Origin of the sequence: Catellatospora methionotrophica, assembly GCF_011297335.1 — a bacterium.
In the GTDB taxonomy this organism is placed as follows: domain Bacteria; phylum Actinomycetota; class Actinomycetes; order Mycobacteriales; family Micromonosporaceae; genus Catellatospora; species Catellatospora methionotrophica.
Genome location: NZ_JAAOTJ010000009.1, coordinates 87,515 through 108,068, shown reverse-complemented (window position 1 = coordinate 108,068; position 20,554 = coordinate 87,515). Strand labels below are relative to the sequence as shown.

At 71.7% G+C, this 20,554-nt stretch carries 15 protein-coding genes; 12 read left to right on the top strand and 3 right to left on the bottom strand.

What is annotated here, in order from left to right; translation table 11 throughout:
- Nucleotides 1-29: 29 nt before the first annotated feature.
- Both HAV40_RS21035 and HAV40_RS21030 read right to left on the bottom strand, forming a co-directional pair.
- Nucleotides 30-932 (bottom strand): HAD family hydrolase, encoded by a 903-nt coding sequence (locus HAV40_RS21035; RefSeq protein WP_166383841.1) that lies wholly within the window; start codon nucleotides 930-932, stop codon nucleotides 30-32.
- Nucleotides 932-2,860 (bottom strand): arylsulfatase, encoded by a 1,929-nt coding sequence (locus HAV40_RS21030; protein WP_166383840.1) that lies wholly within the window; start codon nucleotides 2,858-2,860, stop codon nucleotides 932-934. Before HAV40_RS21030 ends, HAV40_RS21035 begins: the two co-directional genes overlap by 1 nt.
- A 112-nt stretch (nucleotides 2,861-2,972) precedes the next feature.
- Between HAV40_RS21030 and HAV40_RS21025 the strand changes: the two genes are divergently transcribed.
- The 5 genes from HAV40_RS21025 (at nucleotide 2,973) to HAV40_RS21005 (ending at nucleotide 8,400) form a co-directional block, all read left to right on the top strand.
- Nucleotides 2,973-3,680: a ZIP family metal transporter gene (locus HAV40_RS21025; protein WP_166383838.1), complete on the top strand. Its 708-nt coding sequence runs from the start codon at nucleotides 2,973-2,975 to the stop codon at nucleotides 3,678-3,680.
- 163 nt (nucleotides 3,681-3,843) lie between these two features.
- Nucleotides 3,844-4,632, top strand: coding sequence for an HdeD family acid-resistance protein (locus HAV40_RS21020; protein WP_166383836.1), 789 nt, complete (start codon nucleotides 3,844-3,846; stop codon nucleotides 4,630-4,632).
- 68 nt (nucleotides 4,633-4,700) lie between these two features.
- Entirely contained in the window at nucleotides 4,701-5,600 is a 900-nt protein-coding gene (locus HAV40_RS21015) for a formylglycine-generating enzyme family protein (RefSeq protein WP_166384149.1), read from the top strand.
- Nucleotides 5,601-5,725: 125 nt separating this feature from the next.
- Complete coding sequence (locus HAV40_RS21010) at nucleotides 5,726-6,970, top strand: hypothetical protein (protein ID WP_166383834.1); 1,245 nt, start codon at nucleotides 5,726-5,728, stop codon at nucleotides 6,968-6,970.
- A 101-nt stretch (nucleotides 6,971-7,071) separates the two neighbouring features.
- The gene (locus HAV40_RS21005) at nucleotides 7,072-8,400 is read left to right on the top strand and encodes an ATP-dependent 6-phosphofructokinase (RefSeq protein ID WP_166383832.1); all 1,329 of its coding nucleotides are present in this window, start codon (nucleotides 7,072-7,074) and stop codon (nucleotides 8,398-8,400) included.
- Nucleotides 8,401-8,495: 95 nt separating this feature from the next.
- Here HAV40_RS21005 and HAV40_RS21000 read toward each other — a convergent pair whose 3' ends face one another.
- The gene (locus tag HAV40_RS21000; RefSeq protein ID WP_166384147.1) at nucleotides 8,496-11,078 is read right to left on the bottom strand and encodes an MGH1-like glycoside hydrolase domain-containing protein; all 2,583 of its coding nucleotides are present in this window, start codon (nucleotides 11,076-11,078) and stop codon (nucleotides 8,496-8,498) included.
- Nucleotides 11,079-11,263: 185 nt separating this feature from the next.
- Here HAV40_RS21000 and HAV40_RS20995 point away from each other — a divergent pair, with 185 nt between their 5' ends.
- The 7 genes from HAV40_RS20995 (at nucleotide 11,264) to HAV40_RS20965 (ending at nucleotide 20,531) form a co-directional block, all read left to right on the top strand.
- On the top strand, nucleotides 11,264-13,225 hold the full coding sequence (locus HAV40_RS20995; RefSeq protein ID WP_166383830.1) for an amylo-alpha-1,6-glucosidase: 1,962 nt from the start codon (nucleotides 11,264-11,266) through the stop codon (nucleotides 13,223-13,225).
- A 140-nt stretch (nucleotides 13,226-13,365) separates the two neighbouring features.
- Nucleotides 13,366-14,706: a glycosyltransferase family 4 protein gene (locus HAV40_RS20990; RefSeq protein ID WP_239086465.1), complete on the top strand. Its 1,341-nt coding sequence runs from the start codon at nucleotides 13,366-13,368 to the stop codon at nucleotides 14,704-14,706.
- Between the two features lie 137 nt (nucleotides 14,707-14,843).
- Complete coding sequence (glgB, locus tag HAV40_RS20985) at nucleotides 14,844-16,685, top strand: 1,4-alpha-glucan branching protein GlgB (RefSeq protein ID WP_239086473.1); 1,842 nt, start codon at nucleotides 14,844-14,846, stop codon at nucleotides 16,683-16,685.
- Nucleotides 16,686-16,855: 170 nt separating this feature from the next.
- Nucleotides 16,856-19,162, top strand: a complete 2,307-nt coding sequence (locus HAV40_RS20980) for a sensor histidine kinase (RefSeq protein ID WP_166383824.1) — start codon at nucleotides 16,856-16,858, stop codon at nucleotides 19,160-19,162.
- Complete coding sequence (locus HAV40_RS20975) at nucleotides 19,159-19,563, top strand: roadblock/LC7 domain-containing protein (RefSeq protein WP_166383822.1); 405 nt, start codon at nucleotides 19,159-19,161, stop codon at nucleotides 19,561-19,563. Before HAV40_RS20980 ends, HAV40_RS20975 begins: the two co-directional genes overlap by 4 nt.
- Nucleotides 19,553-19,942 carry a DUF742 domain-containing protein gene (locus HAV40_RS20970; RefSeq protein ID WP_166383820.1) on the top strand — a complete coding sequence of 130 codons (390 nt, stop codon included), beginning with the start codon at nucleotides 19,553-19,555 and terminating at the stop codon, nucleotides 19,940-19,942. Before HAV40_RS20975 ends, HAV40_RS20970 begins: the two co-directional genes overlap by 11 nt.
- Nucleotides 19,935-20,531: a GTP-binding protein gene (locus HAV40_RS20965; RefSeq protein WP_166383818.1), complete on the top strand. Its 597-nt coding sequence runs from the start codon at nucleotides 19,935-19,937 to the stop codon at nucleotides 20,529-20,531. The genes HAV40_RS20970 and HAV40_RS20965 overlap by 8 nt, the downstream gene beginning before the upstream one ends.
- Nucleotides 20,532-20,554 lie beyond the last annotated feature (23 nt).

The following is a 20,554-nucleotide window of genomic DNA, read 5'->3' as shown; positions in this document are numbered from 1 at the left end:
TAGGGTCGGTGCTCCGACCCTAGCCAGGCTCACGCCGGGAAGACCACCGACCAGTCGTCGCGCATGGACACGACCGTCCAGCCGAGCCGCCCTGCCACGGCGGTGATCGGCTCGGTGTCCTTCATGGTCACCGCGGCGGAGGCGTACGCGTACTCCCGTTCGGCGTCGTCGTGGTCGACGAGCAGGGCCAGGCTGGGCGTGCCGGCGGTGCGGGCGTACTCCAGCATCTCCCTGTCGCCGGCGGAGTTGCCGGCGGCGAAGATCGGGCGGCGGCCGAGCTGGGTCTGGATGTGCTCGACCTTCGCCGGGCCCTCGTTGACCTCGCCGTGCGCGAACGCGGTGCGCACCAGCGCCGGACCGGCCTCGCGAGCCTCGTAGTGGTACTCGACGAGCGTGCCGACGACGTCGTCGGGGCGTACGCCGTAGAGGTCGCGGCTGACCGCGCGCACGAACTCGGTGCCGCCGCCGGTGACGATGAAGACGTCGAAGCCGTGCCCGCGCAGCGCCTCCAGCAGCTCCAGCATCGGCTGGTAGACCATCTTCGGGTACGGCGCGCCCCGGCCGGGATGCTTCTCGGACGCCATGAAGTCGCGTACGCGGGCGGCGAAGTCGTCGGGTGTCCAGCCCGCGCAGAGCTCCAGCAGGGCCATCGCGATGCGCTGTAGGCCCAGTTCGCCGAGCGCGGCCCGGTCGCCGTCGAGCAGCGCCCGGTACTCGGGCCGGTCGCCGAGGCTGCCGTCCTGCTCGGCGGCGGCGTGCAGGGTGCGTACGAGGAAGTCGTACTGGGTGTAGTTCGGTTTCTCGCACCACAGGGTGCCGTCGTTGTCGAGCACGGCGACCCGCTGGTCGGCGGGCAGTGCCAGGGACTCGTCGAGGAACGACGTGATCGCGTCGCGCGCGGCTCCCGGCCGCCAGGACGGCAGGAACGCCATCAGTGACTCCCGATCCCTTCCTTGATCTTCTCCATCACCTGGTCGACCGTGAAGCTGGCCGCGTGCTGGCGGGGCGGGAACTCAGCGAAGCTGGCCATGAACTCGGCGACCAGCTTCTGCGCGGCCAGCACCATGTACGCCCGGTCCAGGAACCAGGAGTAGTAGGTGTTGGACGTGACGTCGGCCCGCTCGAACGGGTCGGTGCGCAGGTTGAACAGTTTGGGCACGCGCAGCGCGGTGAACGGTTCGGCCCACACGCGCAGGGTGCCCGGGGCACGCTGCTCCATGAAGACCGCCTTCCAGTTGTCGAAGCGCAGCGCGGTCAGGTCGCCGTCGTCGGAGAAGTAGAAGAACCCCTCGCGCGGGCTGTGCGGCTCCTCGCCGAGCAGGTAGGGCAGCAGGTCGAAGCCGTCCAGGTGCACGTGGAAGTGCTTGCCCGCGGCATCGTGCCCGGCTTCCAGCTCCGCGACGATGTCGGGGTCGCCCGCCGCGGCGAGCAGCGTCGGCATCATGTCCAGGTGGCTGACGATCTCGTTGGAGATCCGACCCGGCCGGATGTGGCCGGGCCAGCGCAGCATGGCGGGCACCCGGTACGCGCCCTCCCAGTTGGAGTTCTTCTCGTTGCGGAACGGGGTCATGCCCGCGTCCGGCCACGAGTTCATGTGCGGGCCGTTGTCGGTGCTGTACATGACGATCGTGTCGTCGGCGATGCCCAGTTCGTCGAGCAGGGCCAGCAGTTCGCCGACGAGCCGGTCGTGGTCGACCATCACGTCGTGGTAGTCGGACTGCCACGGCCCCGCCCAGCCCTTGATCTCCGGCCGGGGATGGGTCTTGAAGTGCATGTGCGTGGTGTTGAACCAGACGAAGAACGGCGTGTCGGCGCTTGCCTGGCGCTCGATGAAGTCGGCCGCGTGCGTGAACACCTCGTCGTCGATGGTCTCCATGCGCTTGCGGGTCAGCGGGCCGGTGTCCTCGACCTTCTGGCCGCCGTCGGGCAGTGCCCAGCAGTGCAGCACACCGCGCGGGCCGAAGTTGCGCTTGAAGTCGGGGAAGCGCCGCGGGTCGGGGTAGTCCTCCTGCTCGGGCTCCTCTTCGGCGTTGAGGTGGTACAGGTTGCCGAAGAATTCGTCGAAGCCGTGCATGGTCGGCAGGAAGCGGTCCTTGTCGCCGAAGTGGTTCTTGCCGAACTGCCCGGTGGCGTACCCGTGCGGTTTCAGCAGTTCGGCGATGGTGGGGTCCTCGGCCTGCAGGCCGACGTCGGCGCCGGGCAGGCCGACCTTGGACAGGCCGGTGCGGAACACCGACTGCCCGGTCAGGAACGCGGCCCTGCCCGCGGTGCAGCTCTGCTCGCCGTAGTAGTCGGTGAACCGGATGCCCTCGTCGGCGATCCGGTCGATGTTCGGGGTGCGGTAGCCCATCAGCCCGTCGCTGTAGCAGCTCAGGTTGGTGATGCCGATGTCGTCGCCCCAGATGACCAGGATATTCGGCTTGCGGCTAGCGCCGGTCGCGCCTGCGGCGGCCCGGGGCGCGGACTTGCGCGCCGGACCCCGGTCTGCCGCGGTGCGGGTGGTCGCGCGCGAGGGCGGTGCCTTCTTGGCGGGTACGCCGACCGCCGCCTTCTTGCCCGGACCGGCCTTGCGCGCGGTCGCCGTGTTCGTGGCCGCCGCCCCGCGCGCCTGCTTCGCGGGCGACCGCTTCGCCGGAGCCGCCTTCGCGGGGGCTGCTTTCGCGGGAGCTGCCTTCGCGGACTCGGCCTTCGCCGCTGCCGCGGTTCTCGTGGACGCCTTCTTCGCGGTGGCCTTCGCCGCGACGGACTTCGTCACCTTGGCTGGGGCGGCGCTGCGGGCTGCCGCCTGCGGCGGGGCCGCCTTCTTCGCCGCGGTGGCCTTGGCGGTGGCCTTCTTCGCCGTGGACTGCGTGCGGGGCATGTCGCCTCCCAGGGGACACCGATACCGCGTTCCAGTATTCCGGAGATGCGAGCCTTATTTCCGTTAACACCGTAATGCGTTGATAACGTCGTGTGCGGACGATGGAGGTCGCATGGGCGTGCTGGCGGCTGCCGGATGGGGTGCCCTCGCGGCGTTCTCCCTGGTCGTCGGCGCGTGGCTGGCATACCAGCCGCGTCCGGTGCCACCGACCAGGGTCGGCATGGTGATGGGTTTCGGCTCCGGGGCGCTGCTCGCCGCCATCGCGTACGAGTTGGTGCCCACTGGCTTCCACCAGGACGTGCTGCTGTTCTCCGCGTTCGGCCTGGGCGCGGTCGTCTTCTTCTTCGCCGACGCGCTCGTCGCCGGGCGGCGCACCATGGGCGCGGCCTCGGCCGAGCGGTCCCTGGTCATCGGCACGCTGCTCGACGGCGTGCCGGAGTCCATGGTGCTGGGCATCGGCGTGGCCATGGGCGGTGAGGTCGCGGTGGCCTTCCTGGTCGCGGTCTTCGTGTCCAACCTGCCCGAGTCCATCGGGGCCACGGCCGCCATGCGCGAACACGGGCACACCAGGGCGCAGACGTACCGCATGTGGTGGCTCATCGTCGCGGTGTCGGCGCTGGCGGCGGCCATCGGCTTCCTGCTCTACCACGTGGTGCCGCGCGCCGACGGCGGTTACGTCGAGGCGTTCGCGGCTGGCGCGGTGCTGACCATGCTGGCCGACTCGATGATCCCCGAGGCCTACCGGCAGGGCGGCAAGGCGACCGGCCTGCTCGCGGTCCTCGGCTTCGCGGTGGCGGGCGCGCTGTCCGCACTCCAGTAGGACCGATTATTCGGGACAGATTGCCGAAATACCGCATAGCAGTATGAGACGGTGCATAGTCTGCAACCGGATGGCTCTCACTTCCGGCGGGACGCTGGAGCAGGCGCGGCGAGCACCTCAGCCGGTCCGTTCACACCGCCGACGAGCGCAGCGAGGAGAAGGCATGAGCACCGCAACGCCCAGCCCGAGCGCAGGAAAGCCCGGTAAGACCGCCGGTGCGGCCGCCGGAGCAGCCGCCGGGGTCGGCGCCCACGCGGCGAAGGAGGCCGAGGGCGTGGTGACGGGCACCGCCCGCGCGGCGAACACGGCCGCCCCCGGCCCCATCCCATCGGGCACGACGTCGGTCGGCGACGTGTTCGGCAGCGGCACCCTGCCCGCGTCGCGGGTGCCCTGGTGGCTGTTCCTCATCACCGGCGTCTGCTGGATCATCGTGTCCTGGTTCGTGCTGGCCCTCAACCAGTCACCCGTCCGCAGCATCGGCACCGTCGCCGCGCTGGCCGGCATCGTGGTGCTGGTCGCCGGGGTGTTCGAGCTGTTCCAGGCGTTCACCGCGCCCGGCTGGCGGTGGCTGCACGCCATCCTCGGCGTGCTGTTCCTGATCACCGGCATCATCTGCTGGATCAACCCCGGCGGCACGGTGTTCTGGCTGGCCGCGTTCATCGGCTGGTACCTGCTGTTCAAGGGCGCGGCCGACATCGTGCTGGCGTTCCTGACCAAGAAGGAGCACGACGGCTGGTGGCTCGGCCTGGTCGTCGGCATCATCGAGATGCTGCTCGGCTTCTGGGCCGCGGGCCGCTTCACCCGCTCGTTCTTCCTGCTCATCGTGTTCGTCGGCGCGATCTGCCTGGCCCGGGGCATCACCGACTTCATCATGGCGTTCCGGGTCCGCGACCTGAAGAAGAAGGCCGAGCACGGCCTCGTCGGCCCCGGCGGCACGGTGGCCCACGCGTGAGGCGCACCGACATCCTGACCGAACCCGGCCGGGGCGGCGAGGCGACTGCCACGCCGCCCCGGCCGGGCATGGTGTGGCTGCCCGGCGGCACGTTCCGGATGGGCTCCGACGCGCACTATCCCGAGGAGGCTCCCGCGCACGCGGCGCGGGTCGGCGGCTTCTGGATGGACCGGCACCAGGTCACCAACCGGAACTTCGCCGCGTTCGTCCGGCAGACCGGCCACGTCACCGTCGCCGAGACCGCCCCGGACCCGGCCGACTACCCCGGGGCCGACCCGGCGCTGCTGGTCCCGGCATCCGTCGTGTTCGTCAGGCCGCCGGGCCGGGTGGACATGCGCGATGTCCGCAACTGGTGGCAGCTGATGCCGGGCGCGGACTGGCGGCATCCGTACGGGCCCGGTTCGGACCTGCGCGGCCTCGACGAGCATCCCGTGGTGCACGTGGCCTGGGCCGACGTCGCCGCGTACGCGGCCTGGGCGGGCGGGGACCTGCCCACCGAGGCCGAGTGGGAGTACGCCGCGTCCGGCGGGACGACCACCGAGTACGCCTGGGGTGACGAGCTGACCCCTGGCGGCGAACACCGGGCCAACCTGTGGCAGGGCGAGTTCCCGGTGCTCAACCTGGCCGCCGACGGCTACGAGACGACCGCTCCCGTCGGCTCGTTCCCGGCGAACGCGTTCGGGCTGTGCGACCTGATCGGCAACGTGTGGGAGTGGACGTCGGGCTGGTACGGGCCGCACGAACCGCAGCAGACCTGCTGTGCTCCCGCCCGCCCGCGCGGCGACGCCGAACGGGCCAGCTACGACCCGGCCACGCCCGGCGTACGCATCCCGCGCCGGGTGATGAAGGGCGGCTCGTTCCTCTGCGCCCCGAACTACTGCCGCCGCTACCGCCCCGCCGCCCGGATGGCCCAGGCCGTCGACACCTCCACCTGCCACCTCGGCTTCCGGCTGGTCGTCCGCCCCTGACCGCCTGGCACGTGGCGCAAGATACGCACACATGCCCGGCAAGTCGGGCGACTTCGGGGTGACGGTCGCCGCCGGGCGGGGACCCGGGCTGCGGGCGGGCAGGGGTTCCGGGGAGGATTCTGTCCATGTCCTCAGCCCCCGCCGCCGTCCTCGTCCCCGAGGTCCCGGCGACCGCTCCCGAGGACCTGCCGCGCTGGCGGCGCAGGGCGGCGGCGCTGTTCCCGCCTGTATCGGCGTACCTGGTCAGCCATCTCGTCTACACGGTCGCCGGGCTGCTGGTGGCCGAGCCGTTCCTGCCGGTATCCGGCCGGGTACGCGCCGACTCGGGCCTCTACGCGCTGGTCGCCTCGCGCGGCTACGAGCTGTTCCTGTGCGACAGCGACCCCGCCCTGGGCCCGATGTTCGCACCGGGCGCGTGGTGCGGGACGGCGGGCTGGTTCCCGCTCTACCCCGGCCTCATCCGCGTGATCACCTGGCCGACCGGCCTGGGCGAGTACGAGGCCGGGCTGCTCGTCACCGAGGTCTGCCTGCTGCTGTCGTTCGTGCTGCTGTGGCGGCTGCTGCGGGACACGGCCAGGCCGGTCGCCTCCGCGGTGCTGGCGCTGGCGACCCTGCTGCCCGCCGGGGTCTACCTGCACGCCGTGTTCCCGATGGCGCTGGCCGGGGCGCTGCTGCTGGCCACCGTGACCGCGGTCGCGGCGCGCCGGTGGGTGCTGGCGGGACTGGCGGGGGCGCTGGTCGCGACGGCGTACCCGATGGGGGTGGCGGTCGCCGCGATCGGCTTCGGCGCGGTGGTGACCCTGCTCGGCCGCCGGGAACTGCGGCCGTGGGCCGGGCTGCGGGCCGCGCTGGCCGTATGCGGCCTGCCGCTGGTGGGACTGGCCGCGGTGTTCGGCGTGCACCAGCTGACCGTCGGGCACTGGAACGCGTACATGATGATCCAGGAGCACTACGGCAACGGCGTGCACAATCCGCTGGAGTCGCTGGCCGAGCTGGCCACCGAACCGGCCGTCATCCCGGTCGCCGAGCCACGGCAGGACCTGCTCTGGTCGCTGAACGTGTTCACCGACGCCGAGCTGTGGTGGTCGCTGGCGCTCGCGCTGCTGGCCGTCGCCGCCGCGGTGATCGCCTCGGGCCGGGGGCGGCTGCGGCCGTTCGACGCCGGGCTCGCGATCTACGCGGTCGCGCTGTTCATCGGGCCGCTGATCGCCGGGCCGGGCGTGTCCCAGTACCGCTCGCACACCCTGCTGCTGCCCGCGCTGCTGGTGCTGCGGCACCTGCCCGCGAAGCTGCTCTGGCCGTACGCCCTGGTGTCGGGTGTGATCGCGCTGCCGATGGGCATGCTCTTCTCGACCTGGCTGCTGTTCTGAGCGATGATCCACCCTGACGGGACGCGGCGGCGCAGCCGCGGCCCGGGTGAAACCTCGCCCCGACCGGCCGCTCACGCGGCGGCCACATGTGGAGGACGGCCATGGCTCCGGAGTCCGTTGACCTGACGGTGCGCACGCTCGGCGACTGCCGTATCGCATCGCCGCTGGCACCCCTGCTGGCCTCGACCGAGAGCACCGAGCACTACGTCGACGAGAACGACCGGGTGCTGTTCGACGACACCGTCAACATGATCGCCGCGCGCAAGGCGAAGCTCGACGCGCTGCCCGGCTTCGAACCCGGCGGCCCCCGCCGGAAGATCTTCTTCCAGCCGTCCAAGACCCGCGTCGGCATCGTCACCTGCGGCGGCCTGTGCCCCGGGCTCAACGACGTCATCCGTGGCCTGGTGCTGGAGCTGACCTCGCACTACGGCGTCACCAAGATCTACGGCTTCCGCAACGGCTACCAGGGCTTCATCGCCAAGTACGGCCACCCGCCGATCGACCTCGACGCCGAGGCGGTCAGCGGCGTCAACGAGTACGGCGGCACCATCCTGGGCACGTCGCGGGGCAGCCAGGACCCGTACGAGATCGTCGACTGCCTGGAGTCGATGAGCATCAACGTGCTGTTCGTCATCGGCGGCGACGGCTCCATGCGCGGCGCGCTGACCATCGCCGACGTGGTCAAGGAGCGCGGCCTGAAGATCGCCGTGATCGGCGTGCCGAAGACCATCGACAACGACATCCCGTACATCGATCAGAGTTTCGGCTTCCAGACCGCCTTCTCCAAGGCGACCGAGTCGCTGCGCAGCGCCCACGTCGAGGCCCGCGCGGTGCCCAACGGGGTCGGCCTGGTGCAGGTCATGGGGCGCCACTCCGGCTTCATCGCCTGCTACGCGGCGCTGGCCAACAACGACGCCGACTACGTGCTCATCCCCGAGGTGCCGTTCCAGCTCGACGGCGAGGACGGCTTCCTGTCCCACCTGCGGCGGCGGGTCCGCGAGCGCGGCCACGCGGTGGTCGTCGCCGCCGAGGGCGCGGGCCAGGAGTACCTGGAGTCCGGCGAGCCCGGCCAGGTCGACCAGTCCGGCAACCGCAAACTCAAGGACATCGGCCTCTTCCTGCGCAGACGTATCGCCGACGACTTCGCCGAGCACGGCATGGAGACCAGCCTCAAGTACATCGACCCGAGCTACGCCATCCGCAGCGTGCCCGCCAACCCGTACGACAGCGTCTACTGCATCCGCCTGGCCCACGCCGCCGTGCACGCCGCCATGGCCGGCCGCACCGCGATGGTCGTCGGCCGCTGGCGCGGCCGCTTCGTCCACGTCCCCATAGCCCTCGCCATCAGCAAACGCCACCAGGTCGACCCGGCCGGCGACCTCTGGATGTCCGTCCTGGAGACCACCGGCCAACCCCGCCGCTTCGCCTGACCCGCCCGGGGCGCCGGCGGATCCGCCGGTGATGATCGCCGGTTGAGGTCAGAAAGTGTGGCCTGACCAAAGCTTTTGTCCACAAACAGTGATCATCACCGGGTGTGGGTGGGGCGGTTGCGGGTGAGGATGAGGTCTAGGACCAGGGCGGTCCAGCCGCATTGGTGGGTGGCGCCGAGGCCGAGGCCGTTGTCGCCGTGGAAGAACTCGGGGAAGGTCAGGTGCTGGGTCCAGTCGGGGTGGTCGCCGAGCAGGGGGTGGACGGGCAGGTAGGGGCGGTTGCCGTGCTTGTCGGGTAGGAACAGGCTGATGAGGCGGTCGGAGAGGTCGTCGGCGATATGGTCGAGGGTCATCTTCTGGCCGGAGCGGGTCGGGTACTCGACCAGCAGGTCGTCGTGGAAGAACCGGGCGTAGTGCCGGATGCCCTCGATGAGCAGGTAGTTCGTCGGGAACCAGATCGGGCCGCGCCAGTTGGAGTTGCCGCCGAACAGCCCGTTGTTCGACTCCGCGGGCTCGTACCCGACGGTGTAGTCGTGCCCGCCGAGCCGGATCGTGTACGGCTTGTCGAGGTGGGCCCGGGACAGGGTGCGCAGCCCGTAGTCGGACAGGAACTCCTCGGGGTCCAGCATCCGGCTCAGGATGCGCCGCAGCTGCTCGGGGCCGACCACCGCCAGCAGGCGCTGCTGCTGCCCGCCGTCGGAGATCCGGCGCGCCCCGACCACCTCGGTGAACTCGGGCCGGTTGGTCAGGAACCAGCGCAGCCGGGCGGCGATCTCCGGCAGTCGGACCAGCGTGACGGAGCTGAGGGTCGTCGTCGCGCACAGCGGCAGCAGTCCGACCACCGAGCGCACCTTCAGCGGCACCTCGCGGCCGTCGGTGCGCCGCAGCAGGTCGTAGAAGAAGCCGTCCTCGTCGTCCCAGAGCCCCTGGTGGGAGGCCGCGTTGGCGATGTAGGCGAAGTGTTCCAGGAACTTGGTCGCTATGTCGGTCCAGACCCGGTCGTGGGTGGCCAGGACCAGGGAGATCTCCAGCAGGTTGAGGGCGTACATCGCCATCCAGGCGGTGCCGTCGGACTGCTCCAGCACGCCGGGCACGGGCAGCGACGCCGACCGGTCGAACGGGCCGACGTTGTCCAGGCCGAGGAAGCCGCCCTCGAACAGGTTGTTGCCGCCGGTGTCCTTGCGGTTGACCCACCAGGTGAAGTTGAGCAGCAGCTTGTGCATGACGCGGGCGAGGAACGCGTAGTCGCGCCCGCCGTCGATCTCGAACACCCGCAGCGCCGCCCAGGCGTGCACGGGCGGGTTCACGTCGCCGAACGCCCACTCGTACGCGGGGAGCTGGCCGTTGGGGTGCAGGTACCAGTCGCGCAGCAGGAGCAGGATCTGCTCCTTGGCGAAGTGCGGGTCCACGCGGGCCAGCGCGACGCAGTGGAAGGCCAGGTCCCAGGCGGCGTACCAGGGGTACTCCCACGGGTCCGGCATGGAGATGACGTCGAAGCTGGTCATGTGCCGCCAGGCGCTGTTGCGCCCGAACCGGCGGCCCTCCGGCGGTGCGGGCGAAGCCGGGTCGCCGTCGAGCCAGCGCGCCACGTCGTAGTGGTAGAACTGCTTGCCCCACATCAGCCCGGCGACCGCCTCGCGCACGACCTGCGCCTGCGCGGGCGGGGTGCCCGTGGGCACGAGCCAGTCGAAGTACTGGTCGGCCTCGTCCCGGCGCGCGGCGATGACCCGGTCGAAGTCCTCGCCGAGCGAGGGCACGGGCCGGGCCTTGCCGCCCGGCGCGGCGATCTGGCTCAGCCGCAGCCTGAGCTGCGCAGTCTCGCCCGGCGGCACGCACAGCACGTAGTGCAGCGCGGCCTTGGTGCCGGTGCCCTGCGGGTTGACCGTCGGCAGGCCGTGCACCACGTGGTCGGCGATGCCGTCCTTCGGGTAGTCCGGCGTCTCCTCGTAGCCCCAGAGCCGCGCCGCGTTGGTCTCGTTGTCGCAGGCCAGCGCTACCGGGGTTCCGTCGCCCTGCAGCATCAGGCGGCCCAGGATGCGGTGCTGGGCCCGCAGCTCGCTGCCGTCCGCCACGATCTCGGGCTTGTCGTCGCGGCCGGGCAGGCCCCACGACCAGGTGTTACGGAACCAGAGCGTGGGCAGCACGTGCAGGGTCGCCGGGTCCGCGCCCCGGTTGGTGACCGAGACGAGCATGCACATGTCCGTCGGCGAGGCCTTGGCGTAGTCGACGGTGACGACCCAGTAGCGGTCGTCGGCGAAGACCCCGGTGTCGGCCAGCTCGTACTCCGGTTCGGAGCGGTCCAGCTGCCGGTTGACCGCGACCAGCTCCGAGTACGGGAACTCGCGCTGCGGGTAGTGGTAGCGCCACGACATCCACGAGTGCGTCGGCGTGGAGTCGGTGTACCACCAGTACTCCTTGGCGTCCTCGCCGTGGTTGCCCTCGTTGCCGGTCAGGCCGAAGATGCGCTCCTTGAGGATCGGGTCGGCGCCGTTCCACAGGCCGAGGCTGAAGCAGAACGTCTGCCGCTCGTCGCAGATCCCGGCGAGCCCGTCGTCGTTCCACCGGAACGCGCGCGAGCGGGCGTGGTCGTGCGGGAAGTACTCCCAGGCCGTGCCGTGTTCGCTGTAGTCCTCGCGCACGGTGCCCCAGGCCCGCTCGGACAGGTACGGCCCCCACATCCGCCAGGGCTCCGCCCCGGCGTCCGCATCGGCCAGCCTCCTGCGCTCCGCATCCGTCACGCGACATCCCCGCTCTGCTCGCCCACCCGGTGATTGTCTCCTGCCTCTGTTACACGTCTGCGTAACTTTGGCGGAGTCGCGCGATCACCATCCCGATTGACCCGATTTTTTGACAGAGTTGCTGCATGCGATTCGGAACTCAGGTATGCGGCGACCCGGCCCTCGGCGCGGCGCGCGAGTGGCTGGTGGCCGACGGGCGCGGCGGGTACGCGATGGGCACGGTGAGCGGGCTGCGCACGCGCCGCTACCACGGGCTGCTGGTGGTCGCGGGCGACACTCCGGCGTCCCGGCACGTCGGCCTCGCCGCCCTGGATCCGGTGGTACGCCTGCCCGGTGGCCGGATCGTGCGCCTGGGCGTGCACGAGTGGGCCGACGGCGTGATCGCCCCGCAGGGACACCTCCTGCTGGAGGAGTTCGCCCTGGTCGACGGCCTGCCCCGGTGGCGCTGGCGGATCGGCGCGACGGTCCTGGAGCGCACCCTCGCGATGCGCCACGGGTCGTCCTGCGTCGCCGTGATCGACACGCTCGTCGCCGGCGGCCCGGTGGAGCTGTCCCTGGAGGCCCTGTGCACGTGGCGTGATCAGCACGGCGAGCGCCGTGCCGGCGACCTGCCGGTGCGCGAGGTCGCCGGGGGCGCGGTCGTCGCCGACGCGTACCGGCTGCGGGGACGGCTGGCCGGTGGCGGTCATCCGGGGACCGCGCCCGCCGGACCGCCGGACACCCGGCCGTGGGCCGAGCGCGCCGGAGACGCCGTATGGGCACCGGACGGGACCTGGCTGCTGAACGTGCACCACCGGATGGAGGCCGAGCGCGGCTACGTGCCGAACGAGGACCTGCTGCTGGCGGGCCGGTTCACCGCGACGCTGGCCGCGCCCGGCGACGCCCTGGAGACCACCGCCTGGGCCGGTGACCTGGGTGTCGAGCCGCCCCCGGCGGCGAGCATCGTGGCCGCCGAGCGCGACCGCCGCCGCATCCTGACCGCGGGCGCGGTCGGCGCGACCGCGGAGCTGACGCTGGCCGCAGACGCGTTCGTGGTCGCCACGGCGACCGGGCCGGACGTGGTGGCCGGGTACCCGTGGTTCGGCGCGTGGTCACGCGACACGATGACCTCGTACGAGGGGCTGTTCCTCACCACCGGGCGGCTGGAGCAGGGGCGCGAGCTGCTACGGGCGTACGCGGCGACGCTGTCGGAGGGCATGCTCGCCAACACCGCCGACGGCGGGGCGGTCGGCTACAACACCGCCGACGCGACGCTGTGGTTCCTGCACGCGATCGACCGGCACGTGCGCGCGGCCGACGACGACGACCTCGCCGCGGAGCTGGTGCCCGCGCTGGACGAGGTGCTGGCGGCGCACCTGCGCGGCACCCGGTACGGGATCAAGGTGGACGAGAGCGACGGGCTGCTCGTGCAGGGGGCCGACGGCGAGGCGCTGACCTGGATGGACGCGCGCGTCGACGGGATGGGCGTGACCCCGCGCGCGGGCAAGGCCGTGGACGTCAACGCGCTGTGGTGCAACGGGCTGGCGGCGCTGGCCGGGCTGCGGGAGCGGGCCGGGCAGCACAGCGACGACGTGCGGCGGCGGCACGCGGTGACCGAGGCGGCGTTCCGGCGGCGTTTCCCCGCGCCGGGCGGGCACCTGTTCGACGTGCTCGATCCCGACGACGCCGCGCTGCGGCCGAACCAGCTGCTGGCCTACTCGCTGCCGTACGCCCCGATGGAGCCGGACCCGGCGGTGCTGCACCGGATCACCGACGCGCTGCTCACCCCGCTCGGGCCGCGCAGCCTCGACCCGGCCGACCCGGCCTACCGGGGCGTGCACGGCGGCACGCTGCGTGACCGGGACCTGGCGTACCACCAGGGCACGGTGTGGCCGTGGCTGATCGGGCCGCTGGGCGACGCGCGGCGGCGGGCCGGGCTGCCGACCCGCGAGGTGCTGACCGGGCTGCTGGCCCACCTGAGTGACTTCGGTCTCGGCGCGGTCAGCGAGACCGCCGACGGCGACGCCCCGCACCGGGCCACGGGCTGCCCTTTCCAGGCCTGGAGCGTGGCCGAGACGATGAGAATTCACGTCACGTCTACTGAGTAGTAGCAGAGCGTAACAGACACGAAACACAAGGTCCCCGACTCGAAATTGGTATCAGTCAGACTTTGTACAACCCCAACGGCGTACACGCACCGAACGTCCGGTGCTCATTCCGTATGCCCGGGAGTCTGCGAGGGGGCCGCATGACCATGAACCTTCCCGTTCCATCGGAGCTGCCGACGGCATCGAAGCCGCTGCGGATCATGATGCTTTCCTGGGAGTACCCGCCGGTTGTGGTCGGCGGTCTCGGCCGGCACGTGCACGCGCTGGCCAATTCGCTGGTGCTGGCCGGGCACCACGTCACCGTGGTCACCCGGCACGCGCCCGGTGCCCCGCTGGAGGAGTACGCTCCCCCGCCCGCACCCGGCTTCCAGGGCGTGCGCGTCGTGCGCGCGCCGGAGGACCCGCCGCTGTTCCCGCTGGCCACCCCTACCCTGCTGGCGTGGACGATGGCGTTCAACCACACGCTGACCCGGGCGGCGCTGCGGGCCGCCGAGGCCGACGACTACGACGTGATCCACGGCCACGACTGGCTGGTCACGCACACCGCGGTCACCCTGGCCGAGCACCTCGGCAAGCCGCTGGTCGCCACCATCCACGCCACCGAGGCCGGTCGGCACCAGGGCTGGCTGCCGGAGGACCTGAACAAGAGCATCCACTCCGTCGAGTGGTGGCTCGGCCACCGCGCCTGCCGGGTGCTGGTCTGCTCGGAGTACATGCGCTGGGAGGTCACCCGGCTGCTCAACCTGCCCATCGGCAAGGTCGACGTCATTCCCAACGGCGTCGACGGCCGGGTCTGGAAGGCCCCCGTGCAGGCGGTCCGCGAGGCGCGGTCCCGGTTCGCCGGGGACGGCCCGCTGGTCGGCTTCGCCGGGCGGCTGGTGTACGAGAAGGGCGTGCAGCACCTGGTCGACGCGGTGCCGCAGCTCGCCGACGAGCACCCGGGCCTGCGGGTGGTCATCGCCGGGGACGGCCCCTACCGCGAGCAGCTGGTCGAGGCGACGCACGCCCTGAAGATCGAGAAGCAGGTCAGCTTCATCGGCTTCCTGTCCGAGCGCGAGCTGCCCGCCGTGCTCGCGGCGACCGACGCGACCGTGGTGCCCTCGCTGTACGAGCCGTTCGGCATGGTCGCCCTGGAGGCGGCCGCGGCCGGTGCGCCGCTGGCCGTCGCCGACACCGGCGGCCTGGCCGAGATCGTCGAACCCGGCGTGACCGGCATGACCTTCCCGCACAGCAACCCCGAGGCGCTGGCGGGCGCCGTGGGCACGCTGCTGGCCGAGCCGGTCAAGGCCAAGCAGATCGCCAAGCGCGCGCTGACCATGGTGTCCAAGCGGTACGGCTGGCAGACCATCGCGGCCAACACCGTCAAGACCTACCGCAGCGCCATCGCCCAGGAGCCCGCGTTCCAGGTCGAGCGCCTGGCCGAGCAGACCGGCGGTGAGCGCCCGCAGATCATCGTCCCCGACGGGAACCTGCTCCGATGAGCGCGCGCCCAGCGGGTCCGGCAGGCCGCCGGACCCGCCCCACCCCGATCCCGAGCGAAGCGATGAGCAGCGAAGACGGTGCGGATACGGCGCCGGCTCGTTGGTCAACGGGGCAACCGGAACGGCGAGGAGAAGCGATGAACCTGATCGGCGATCTTGATCTATACCTCATCGGCGAGGGCAGGCACGAGCGGCTGTGGAAGGTGCTCGGCGCCAATCCGGAGCCCGAGGGCAGCGGCTGGCGCTTCGCGGTGTGGGCACCGAACGCCCGTGAGGTGCAGGTCATCGGCGACTTCTCCGGCTGGTGGCCGGACGACGGCATCCCGATGCGCCCGCAGGGTGACAGCGGCGTCTGGGCGGCGACCGTGCCGGACGCGGTCGCCGGGCAGCGCTACCGCTACCGGGTGCACGGCGCGGACGGCCGCTGGACCTACCGCGCCGACCCGCTGGCCGTCGCGGCGCAGTGCCCGCCGGAGAACGCCTCGGTGCTGTTCTCCTCGGACTACACCTGGAACGACGAGTCCTGGATGGGCACGCGCGGCAAGCGCGCCGACCACCACGCCCGGCCGATGTCCACCTACGAGGTGCACCTGGGTTCGTGGCGGCCGGGGCTGTCGTACAAGGAGCTGGCCGACGAGCTGGTCGCGTACGTCACCGACCTGGGCTTCACGCACGTGGAGTTCCTGCCGGTGATGGAGCACCCGTTCGGCGGCTCGTGGGGCTACCAGATCACCGGGTTCTACGCGCCCACGGCCCGGTTCGGCGACCCCGACCAGTTCCGGCACCTCGTCGACCGGCTGCACCAGGCCGGGGTCAGCGTGCTGCTGGACTGGGTGCCCGCCCACTTCCCCCGGGACGAGTGGGCGCTGGCCCGCTTCGACGGCACCCCGCTCTACGAGCACGAGGACCCGCAGCGCGGCGAGCACCCCGACTGGGGCACGCTGGTGTTCAACTACGGCCGCCGCGAGGTGCGCAACTTCCTGATCGCCAACGCCCGCTACTGGTGCGAGGAGTTCCACGTCGACGGCCTGCGCGTGGACGCGGTCGCGTCGATGCTCTACCTCGACTACTCGCGCGGGGACGGGCAGTGGTCGCCGAACATCCACGGCGGCAACACCTACCTGGAGGCGGTCGACTTCCTCCAGGAGCTCAACACCGCGGTGTACGCCGACCAGCCGGGCATCCTCACCATCGCCGAGGAGTCGACGGCCTGGCCGGGCGTCTCCCGCCCGGTGGACGCCGGCGGCCTGGGCTTCGGCATGAAGTGGAACATGGGCTGGATGCACGACACCCTGGAGTACCTCCAGAAGGACCCGTCGCACCGCAGCTACCACCACGCGCAGCTGACCTGGCCGAGCTGCTACGCCTTCGACGAGCAGTGGGTGCTGCCGCTCAGCCACGACGAGGTGGTGCACGGCAAGCGCTCGCTGATGGGCAAGCTGCCCGGCGACCGCTGGCAGCGGCTGGCCGGACTGCGCGGGCTGCTCGGCTACATGTACGCCTTCCCCGGCAAGAAGCTGCTGTTCATGGGCGCGGAACTGGCCGGTGAGTCGGAGTGGAGCGAGCAGTTCGGCCTGGACTGGGCGCACGCCGACTACCACGGCGACGTGCGCGGGCTGGTGCGCGACCTGAACCGGATCTACCGCGAGAGCGCCGCGCTGTGGGCCCGCGACACCGAGCCGGGCGGGTTCAGCTGGATCGACCCGCACGACTCGGGCAGCAACACCGTCTCCTTCGTACGCCACGGCAAGACGTCGAAGAAGCTGCTGGCCTGCGTGGCCAACTTCTCCGGCATCCCGCTGCACGCCCACCCGATCACGCTGCCGCGCACCGGGGCGTGGGTGGAGGTGCTCAACACCGACGCCGAGGTGTACGGCGGCTCCGGGGTCGGCAACATGGGCCGGATCCGGACCGACGCCGAGGGCAACGCCGTCGTCGCGGTCGGACCGTACGGCGTGGTCTGGTTCGCACCGGCGTAACGACGACCGTCAGCGCATGACCGGCACCGGTATCGGTGCCGGTCATCGTGTTTTCGGCGTCCTAGCTGGTGAACTGGGGGCACCCGAGGGGTGTGCCGGGGGCCTGAGATCAGTAGTATTTCCACGTTTCCTCGCGTGGTCCCCACCCCCGGTGCGCTTAAGAGGTAGTCATGCCCCGACGCTTCTTCTCCCAGCAGAGCTGGTCGATCCGGTCGCGGGTGATGCTGCTCCTGCTGGCGCCACTGGTGCCACTGGTCGGCATGTGGCTGCTGAGCACCACGGCGACCCTCGGCCCGGCGACCAACCTGCTCGACGTGAAGTCCGGCGTGGACCTGTTCGGCACGCCCGCCTACGAGCTCGTCGCCGAACTGCAGGCCGAGCGCGCCCTGTCCATGCGGGTCGTCACCGGCGGGCCGGGCGCGGCGACCGAACTGGACACCCAGCGGGCCGAGACCGACGTGGCGCTGGGCGAGTTCCGGCGGCTCACCGAGAGCGAGGACGCCGAGGACGAGGCGAGCGAGCTCACCCGCCAGCACCTGGCCGCGGTCGCCAAGGCGCTGGAGGAGCTGCCGGTGGGCCGGGCCGTGGTGGACACCCGGCAGTACGACCGGGTGCAGATCATGCGGCTGTACAGCGGGATCATCGACAAGACCTTCGGCCTGTACGGGTCGGTCTCCGGCCTCGACGACCACGAGCTGAACCGCCAGGCGGGCACCGTCATCGCCCTGAGCGAGGCACGCGAACTCTACGCCCGGGAGAACTCGCTGGTGAGCGCGACCATCGCGGGCGGCGGCATGTCCCCGGCGGAGCGGGCCGAGGTGGTGGCCCTGGTCGGCCTGCAGCGGCGCGCGCATGACACGGCGACCCGCTACCTGCACCCCGACGACGCCCACCGGTACGACGCCATCCTGGAGAGCGCGGCCTACCTGCGGCTGCGGGCCGTCGAGGACCGGCTCGCCGACCTGGGCCGCCCCGCCCCGGCCATCGACCCCCAGCAGTGGACGGCCGACTACGGCATGGTCGACGGCAAGCTCTACGACCTGGAGTCCGCCGCCGCGTCCCGCACCATCGACGCGACCATGCCCGCGGCCACCGCGATCCTGGTCCGGCTGGCCCTGGCCGGTGGCGTCGGGCTGATCGTCATCGTGGTGCTGGTGCTGGTCTCCCGGCGGGTGGCGCGCTCGATCATCCACCGCATCAACGCGCTGCGTACGCAGGCCCTGCACGTCGCCGAGCACAGCCTGCCCGACGTGGTGGCCCGGCTGCGCGCGGGCGCGGACGTCGACGTGGACGCCGAGGTGCGGCCCCCCGGCGCGGTCGAGGACGAGCTCAACGAGCTGGAGAACGCGTTCGCGCAGGTGCAGCGCACCGCCGTCGCCTCGGCCGTGCAGGAGGCGACCCTGCGCAACGGCCTCAACCAGGTCTTCCTCAACATCGGCCGGCGCAGCCAGGTGCTGCTGCACCGCCAGCTCGCGCTGCTGGACGCTATGGAGCGCCGGGTCACCGACCCGCAGGACCTCGAAGACCTGTACCGCGTCGACCACCTCGGCGCGCGGATGCGCCGCCACGCCGAGGACCTGGTGATCCTGGCCGGGGCCAAGCCCGGCCGGGGCTGGCGCCACCCGGTGCCGCTGCACGACGTGATGCGCTCGGCGGTCTCCGAGGTCGAGGAGTTCACCCGGATCACCGTGGTGCCGACCCAGGAGCTGGCGCTGCGCGGCCGCGCCGTCAGCGACGTCATCCACCTGCTGGCCGAACTGTTGGAGAACGCCACCGCGTACTCGCCCCGCGACACCCACGTCACGGTCGCCGGTCAGCTGCTGCCCAACGGGTACGCGATCGAGATCGAGGACCGCGGCGTCGGCATGCCCGCCGATGCGGTGGACGAGGCGAACCGGAAGCTGGCCGACCCGCCGGACTTCGACCCCGCGCACAGTTCCCGGCTGGGCCTGTTCGTGGTGGCGCGGCTGGCCGCCCGGCACGGCATCCGGGTCACCCTGCGCCCCTCCCCGTACGGCGGGCTCACCGCGGTGGTGCTGCTGCCGCGTGAACTCGCCGTCGACGGCAGCGCCCCCGCCGCACCGGTGCCCGCTGTGCCGTCCACCCTGGCCACTCCCCTCGCGGCCCTGACGGCGGGTGCCGCGAGCACCCCGGTCGCCGTCGGGGCGCTCACCGCGCCACCGGCCGCCGACGTGCTCGAAGGAGGCCCGTCGACCGAGGCCGAGCTGCCGGTGCGCGCACCGCAGACCCACCTCGCCGCGCCGCTGCGCGAGGAACCGCTCATCGTGCTCGACGCCGCGCCGGTCGGCAGCGTGCCCACCGCGCCGCCACGGGCCGCCGAGCGCACCCGCAACCTCCTGTCGTCCCTGCTCTCGGGCGCGCACCGGGGCCGGGTCGCCGCAGGGGTCCGCACCGGATCCACCCCTCCCGCTGACACCCCGGCAGCGGCCGAACCGCCTGAGGAGCCGACATCATGACCAATCCCGCGGGCCTGGACTGGCTGCTCGACGACTTCGTGGACCGCATACCCGCGGCACTGCGAGCTGTCGTGTTCTCCGTGGACGGGCTGCTGCTCGGCGCGTCCCGCGACCTGTCCCAGGCCGACGCCGACCACATGGCCGCCATCGCGGCCGGTTTCGCCAGCCTGTCGCGCAGTGCCGGGCGGCACTTCAAGGCCGGTCCGGTGCGCCAGGCCGTGATCGAGATGGAGGAGGCCGTCCTGCTCGTCACCGACGCCGGTCAGGGCAGCTGCTTCGCGGTGCTGAGCAGCGCCGACTCCGACATCGGCATGGTCGCGTACGAGATGGCCATGGTCGTCGAGCGCATCGGGCACAGCCTCGGCACCCAGCCGCGGCCCACCTCGACCCATGCGCGCTGACGACGACGATGCGCACGAGTGGCTCGATGCCGAGGCCGGGCCGCTGGTGCGGTCGTACGCGGTCACCGGCGGCCGGGCGCGTCCCGGCGCGAGCACGTTCGACCTGCTCACGTATGTCGTGGGCACACCGGCAGGGCAGCGCCGCCACGCCGTGCACCTGCAACCGGAGCATCGGGCACTGCTCGCTCTGGCTGCCGAACCCATCTCTGTCGCCGAGTTGTCGTCCCGCGCCGGGTTTGCCCTCGGCGTGGTCCGGGTACTCCTGGCAGACCTGCTCGACGAGGGCGCCGTCACCTGCTTGGCGCCAGCCGTGGCCCCCGGCCACATTCCGGACGACCACATCCTCCAGGCGGTGATCCTTGGCCTCCGTCATGCGTGACGAGCGTGCCCGGTCCGTTCCCACGGCGATCAAAATACTGGTCGCCGGGGGCTTCGGCGCAGGTAAGACGACAATGGTGGGCAACGTCAGCGAGATCATGCCGCTGCACACCGAGGAGGTGCTCACCTCCGCCGGGACCGACGCCGACGACCTGTCCGGGGTGGAGGCCAAGCGCACGACCACGGTCACCATGGACTTCGGCCGGATCACCATCGGCGACAGCGCCGTGCTGTACCTGTTCGGCACGCCCGGCCAGGACCGGTTCTGGTTCCTCTGGGACGAGCTGGCGATCGGCGCGCTCGGCGCGGTGGTGCTGGCCGACACCCGGCGGCTGGCCGACAGCTTCCCGTCCATCGACTACTTCGAGCGCCGCGGCATCCCGTTCGTCGTCGCGGTCAACTGCTTCCACGGCCACCAGCCGTTCGAGGTGGACGCCGTACGCGGGGCGCTGTCGCTGGACCCGGACGTGCCCGTGGTGATGTGCGACGTACGCGACCGCCGCTCCGGTCGCGAGGTGCTGGTCACCCTGATCGAGCACGTCAGGTCGATCACGATGGGCCCGGCGCACTCCGCAGTGGCGGGCGCCTGACCGGTCGCACCGTGCCGATTCTC

Bases quoted from the DNA above. Each gene is read 5' to 3' on its own strand.
- HAV40_RS21030 (WP_166383840.1), bottom strand. From the start codon at position 2,860: ATGCCCCGCACGCAGTCCACGGCGAAGAAGGCCACCGCCAAGGCCACC.
- HAV40_RS20990 (WP_239086465.1), top strand. From the start codon at position 13,366: ATGACCATGAACCTTCCCGTTCCATCGGAGCTGCCGACGGCATCGAAG.
- HAV40_RS21005 (WP_166383832.1), top strand. From the start codon at position 7,072: ATGGCTCCGGAGTCCGTTGACCTGACGGTGCGCACGCTCGGCGACTGC.
- HAV40_RS20975 (WP_166383822.1), top strand. From the start codon at position 19,159: ATGACCAATCCCGCGGGCCTGGACTGGCTGCTCGACGACTTCGTGGAC.
- HAV40_RS21000 (WP_166384147.1), bottom strand. From the start codon at position 11,078: ATGTGGGGGCCGTACCTGTCCGAGCGGGCCTGGGGCACCGTGCGCGAG.
- HAV40_RS21020 (WP_166383836.1), top strand. From the start codon at position 3,844: ATGAGCACCGCAACGCCCAGCCCGAGCGCAGGAAAGCCCGGTAAGACC.
- HAV40_RS20995 (WP_166383830.1), top strand. From the start codon at position 11,264: ATGCGATTCGGAACTCAGGTATGCGGCGACCCGGCCCTCGGCGCGGCG.
- HAV40_RS21035 (WP_166383841.1), bottom strand. From the start codon at position 932: ATGGCGTTCCTGCCGTCCTGGCGGCCGGGAGCCGCGCGCGACGCGATC.
- HAV40_RS20965 (WP_166383818.1), top strand. From the start codon at position 19,935: ATGCGTGACGAGCGTGCCCGGTCCGTTCCCACGGCGATCAAAATACTG.
- HAV40_RS21025 (WP_166383838.1), top strand. From the start codon at position 2,973: ATGGGCGTGCTGGCGGCTGCCGGATGGGGTGCCCTCGCGGCGTTCTCC.
- HAV40_RS21015 (WP_166384149.1), top strand. From the start codon at position 4,701: ATGGTGTGGCTGCCCGGCGGCACGTTCCGGATGGGCTCCGACGCGCAC.
- glgB (WP_239086473.1), top strand. From the start codon at position 14,844: ATGAACCTGATCGGCGATCTTGATCTATACCTCATCGGCGAGGGCAGG.
- HAV40_RS20970 (WP_166383820.1), top strand. From the start codon at position 19,553: ATGCGCGCTGACGACGACGATGCGCACGAGTGGCTCGATGCCGAGGCC.
- HAV40_RS21010 (WP_166383834.1), top strand. From the start codon at position 5,726: ATGTCCTCAGCCCCCGCCGCCGTCCTCGTCCCCGAGGTCCCGGCGACC.
- HAV40_RS20980 (WP_166383824.1), top strand. From the start codon at position 16,856: ATGCCCCGACGCTTCTTCTCCCAGCAGAGCTGGTCGATCCGGTCGCGG.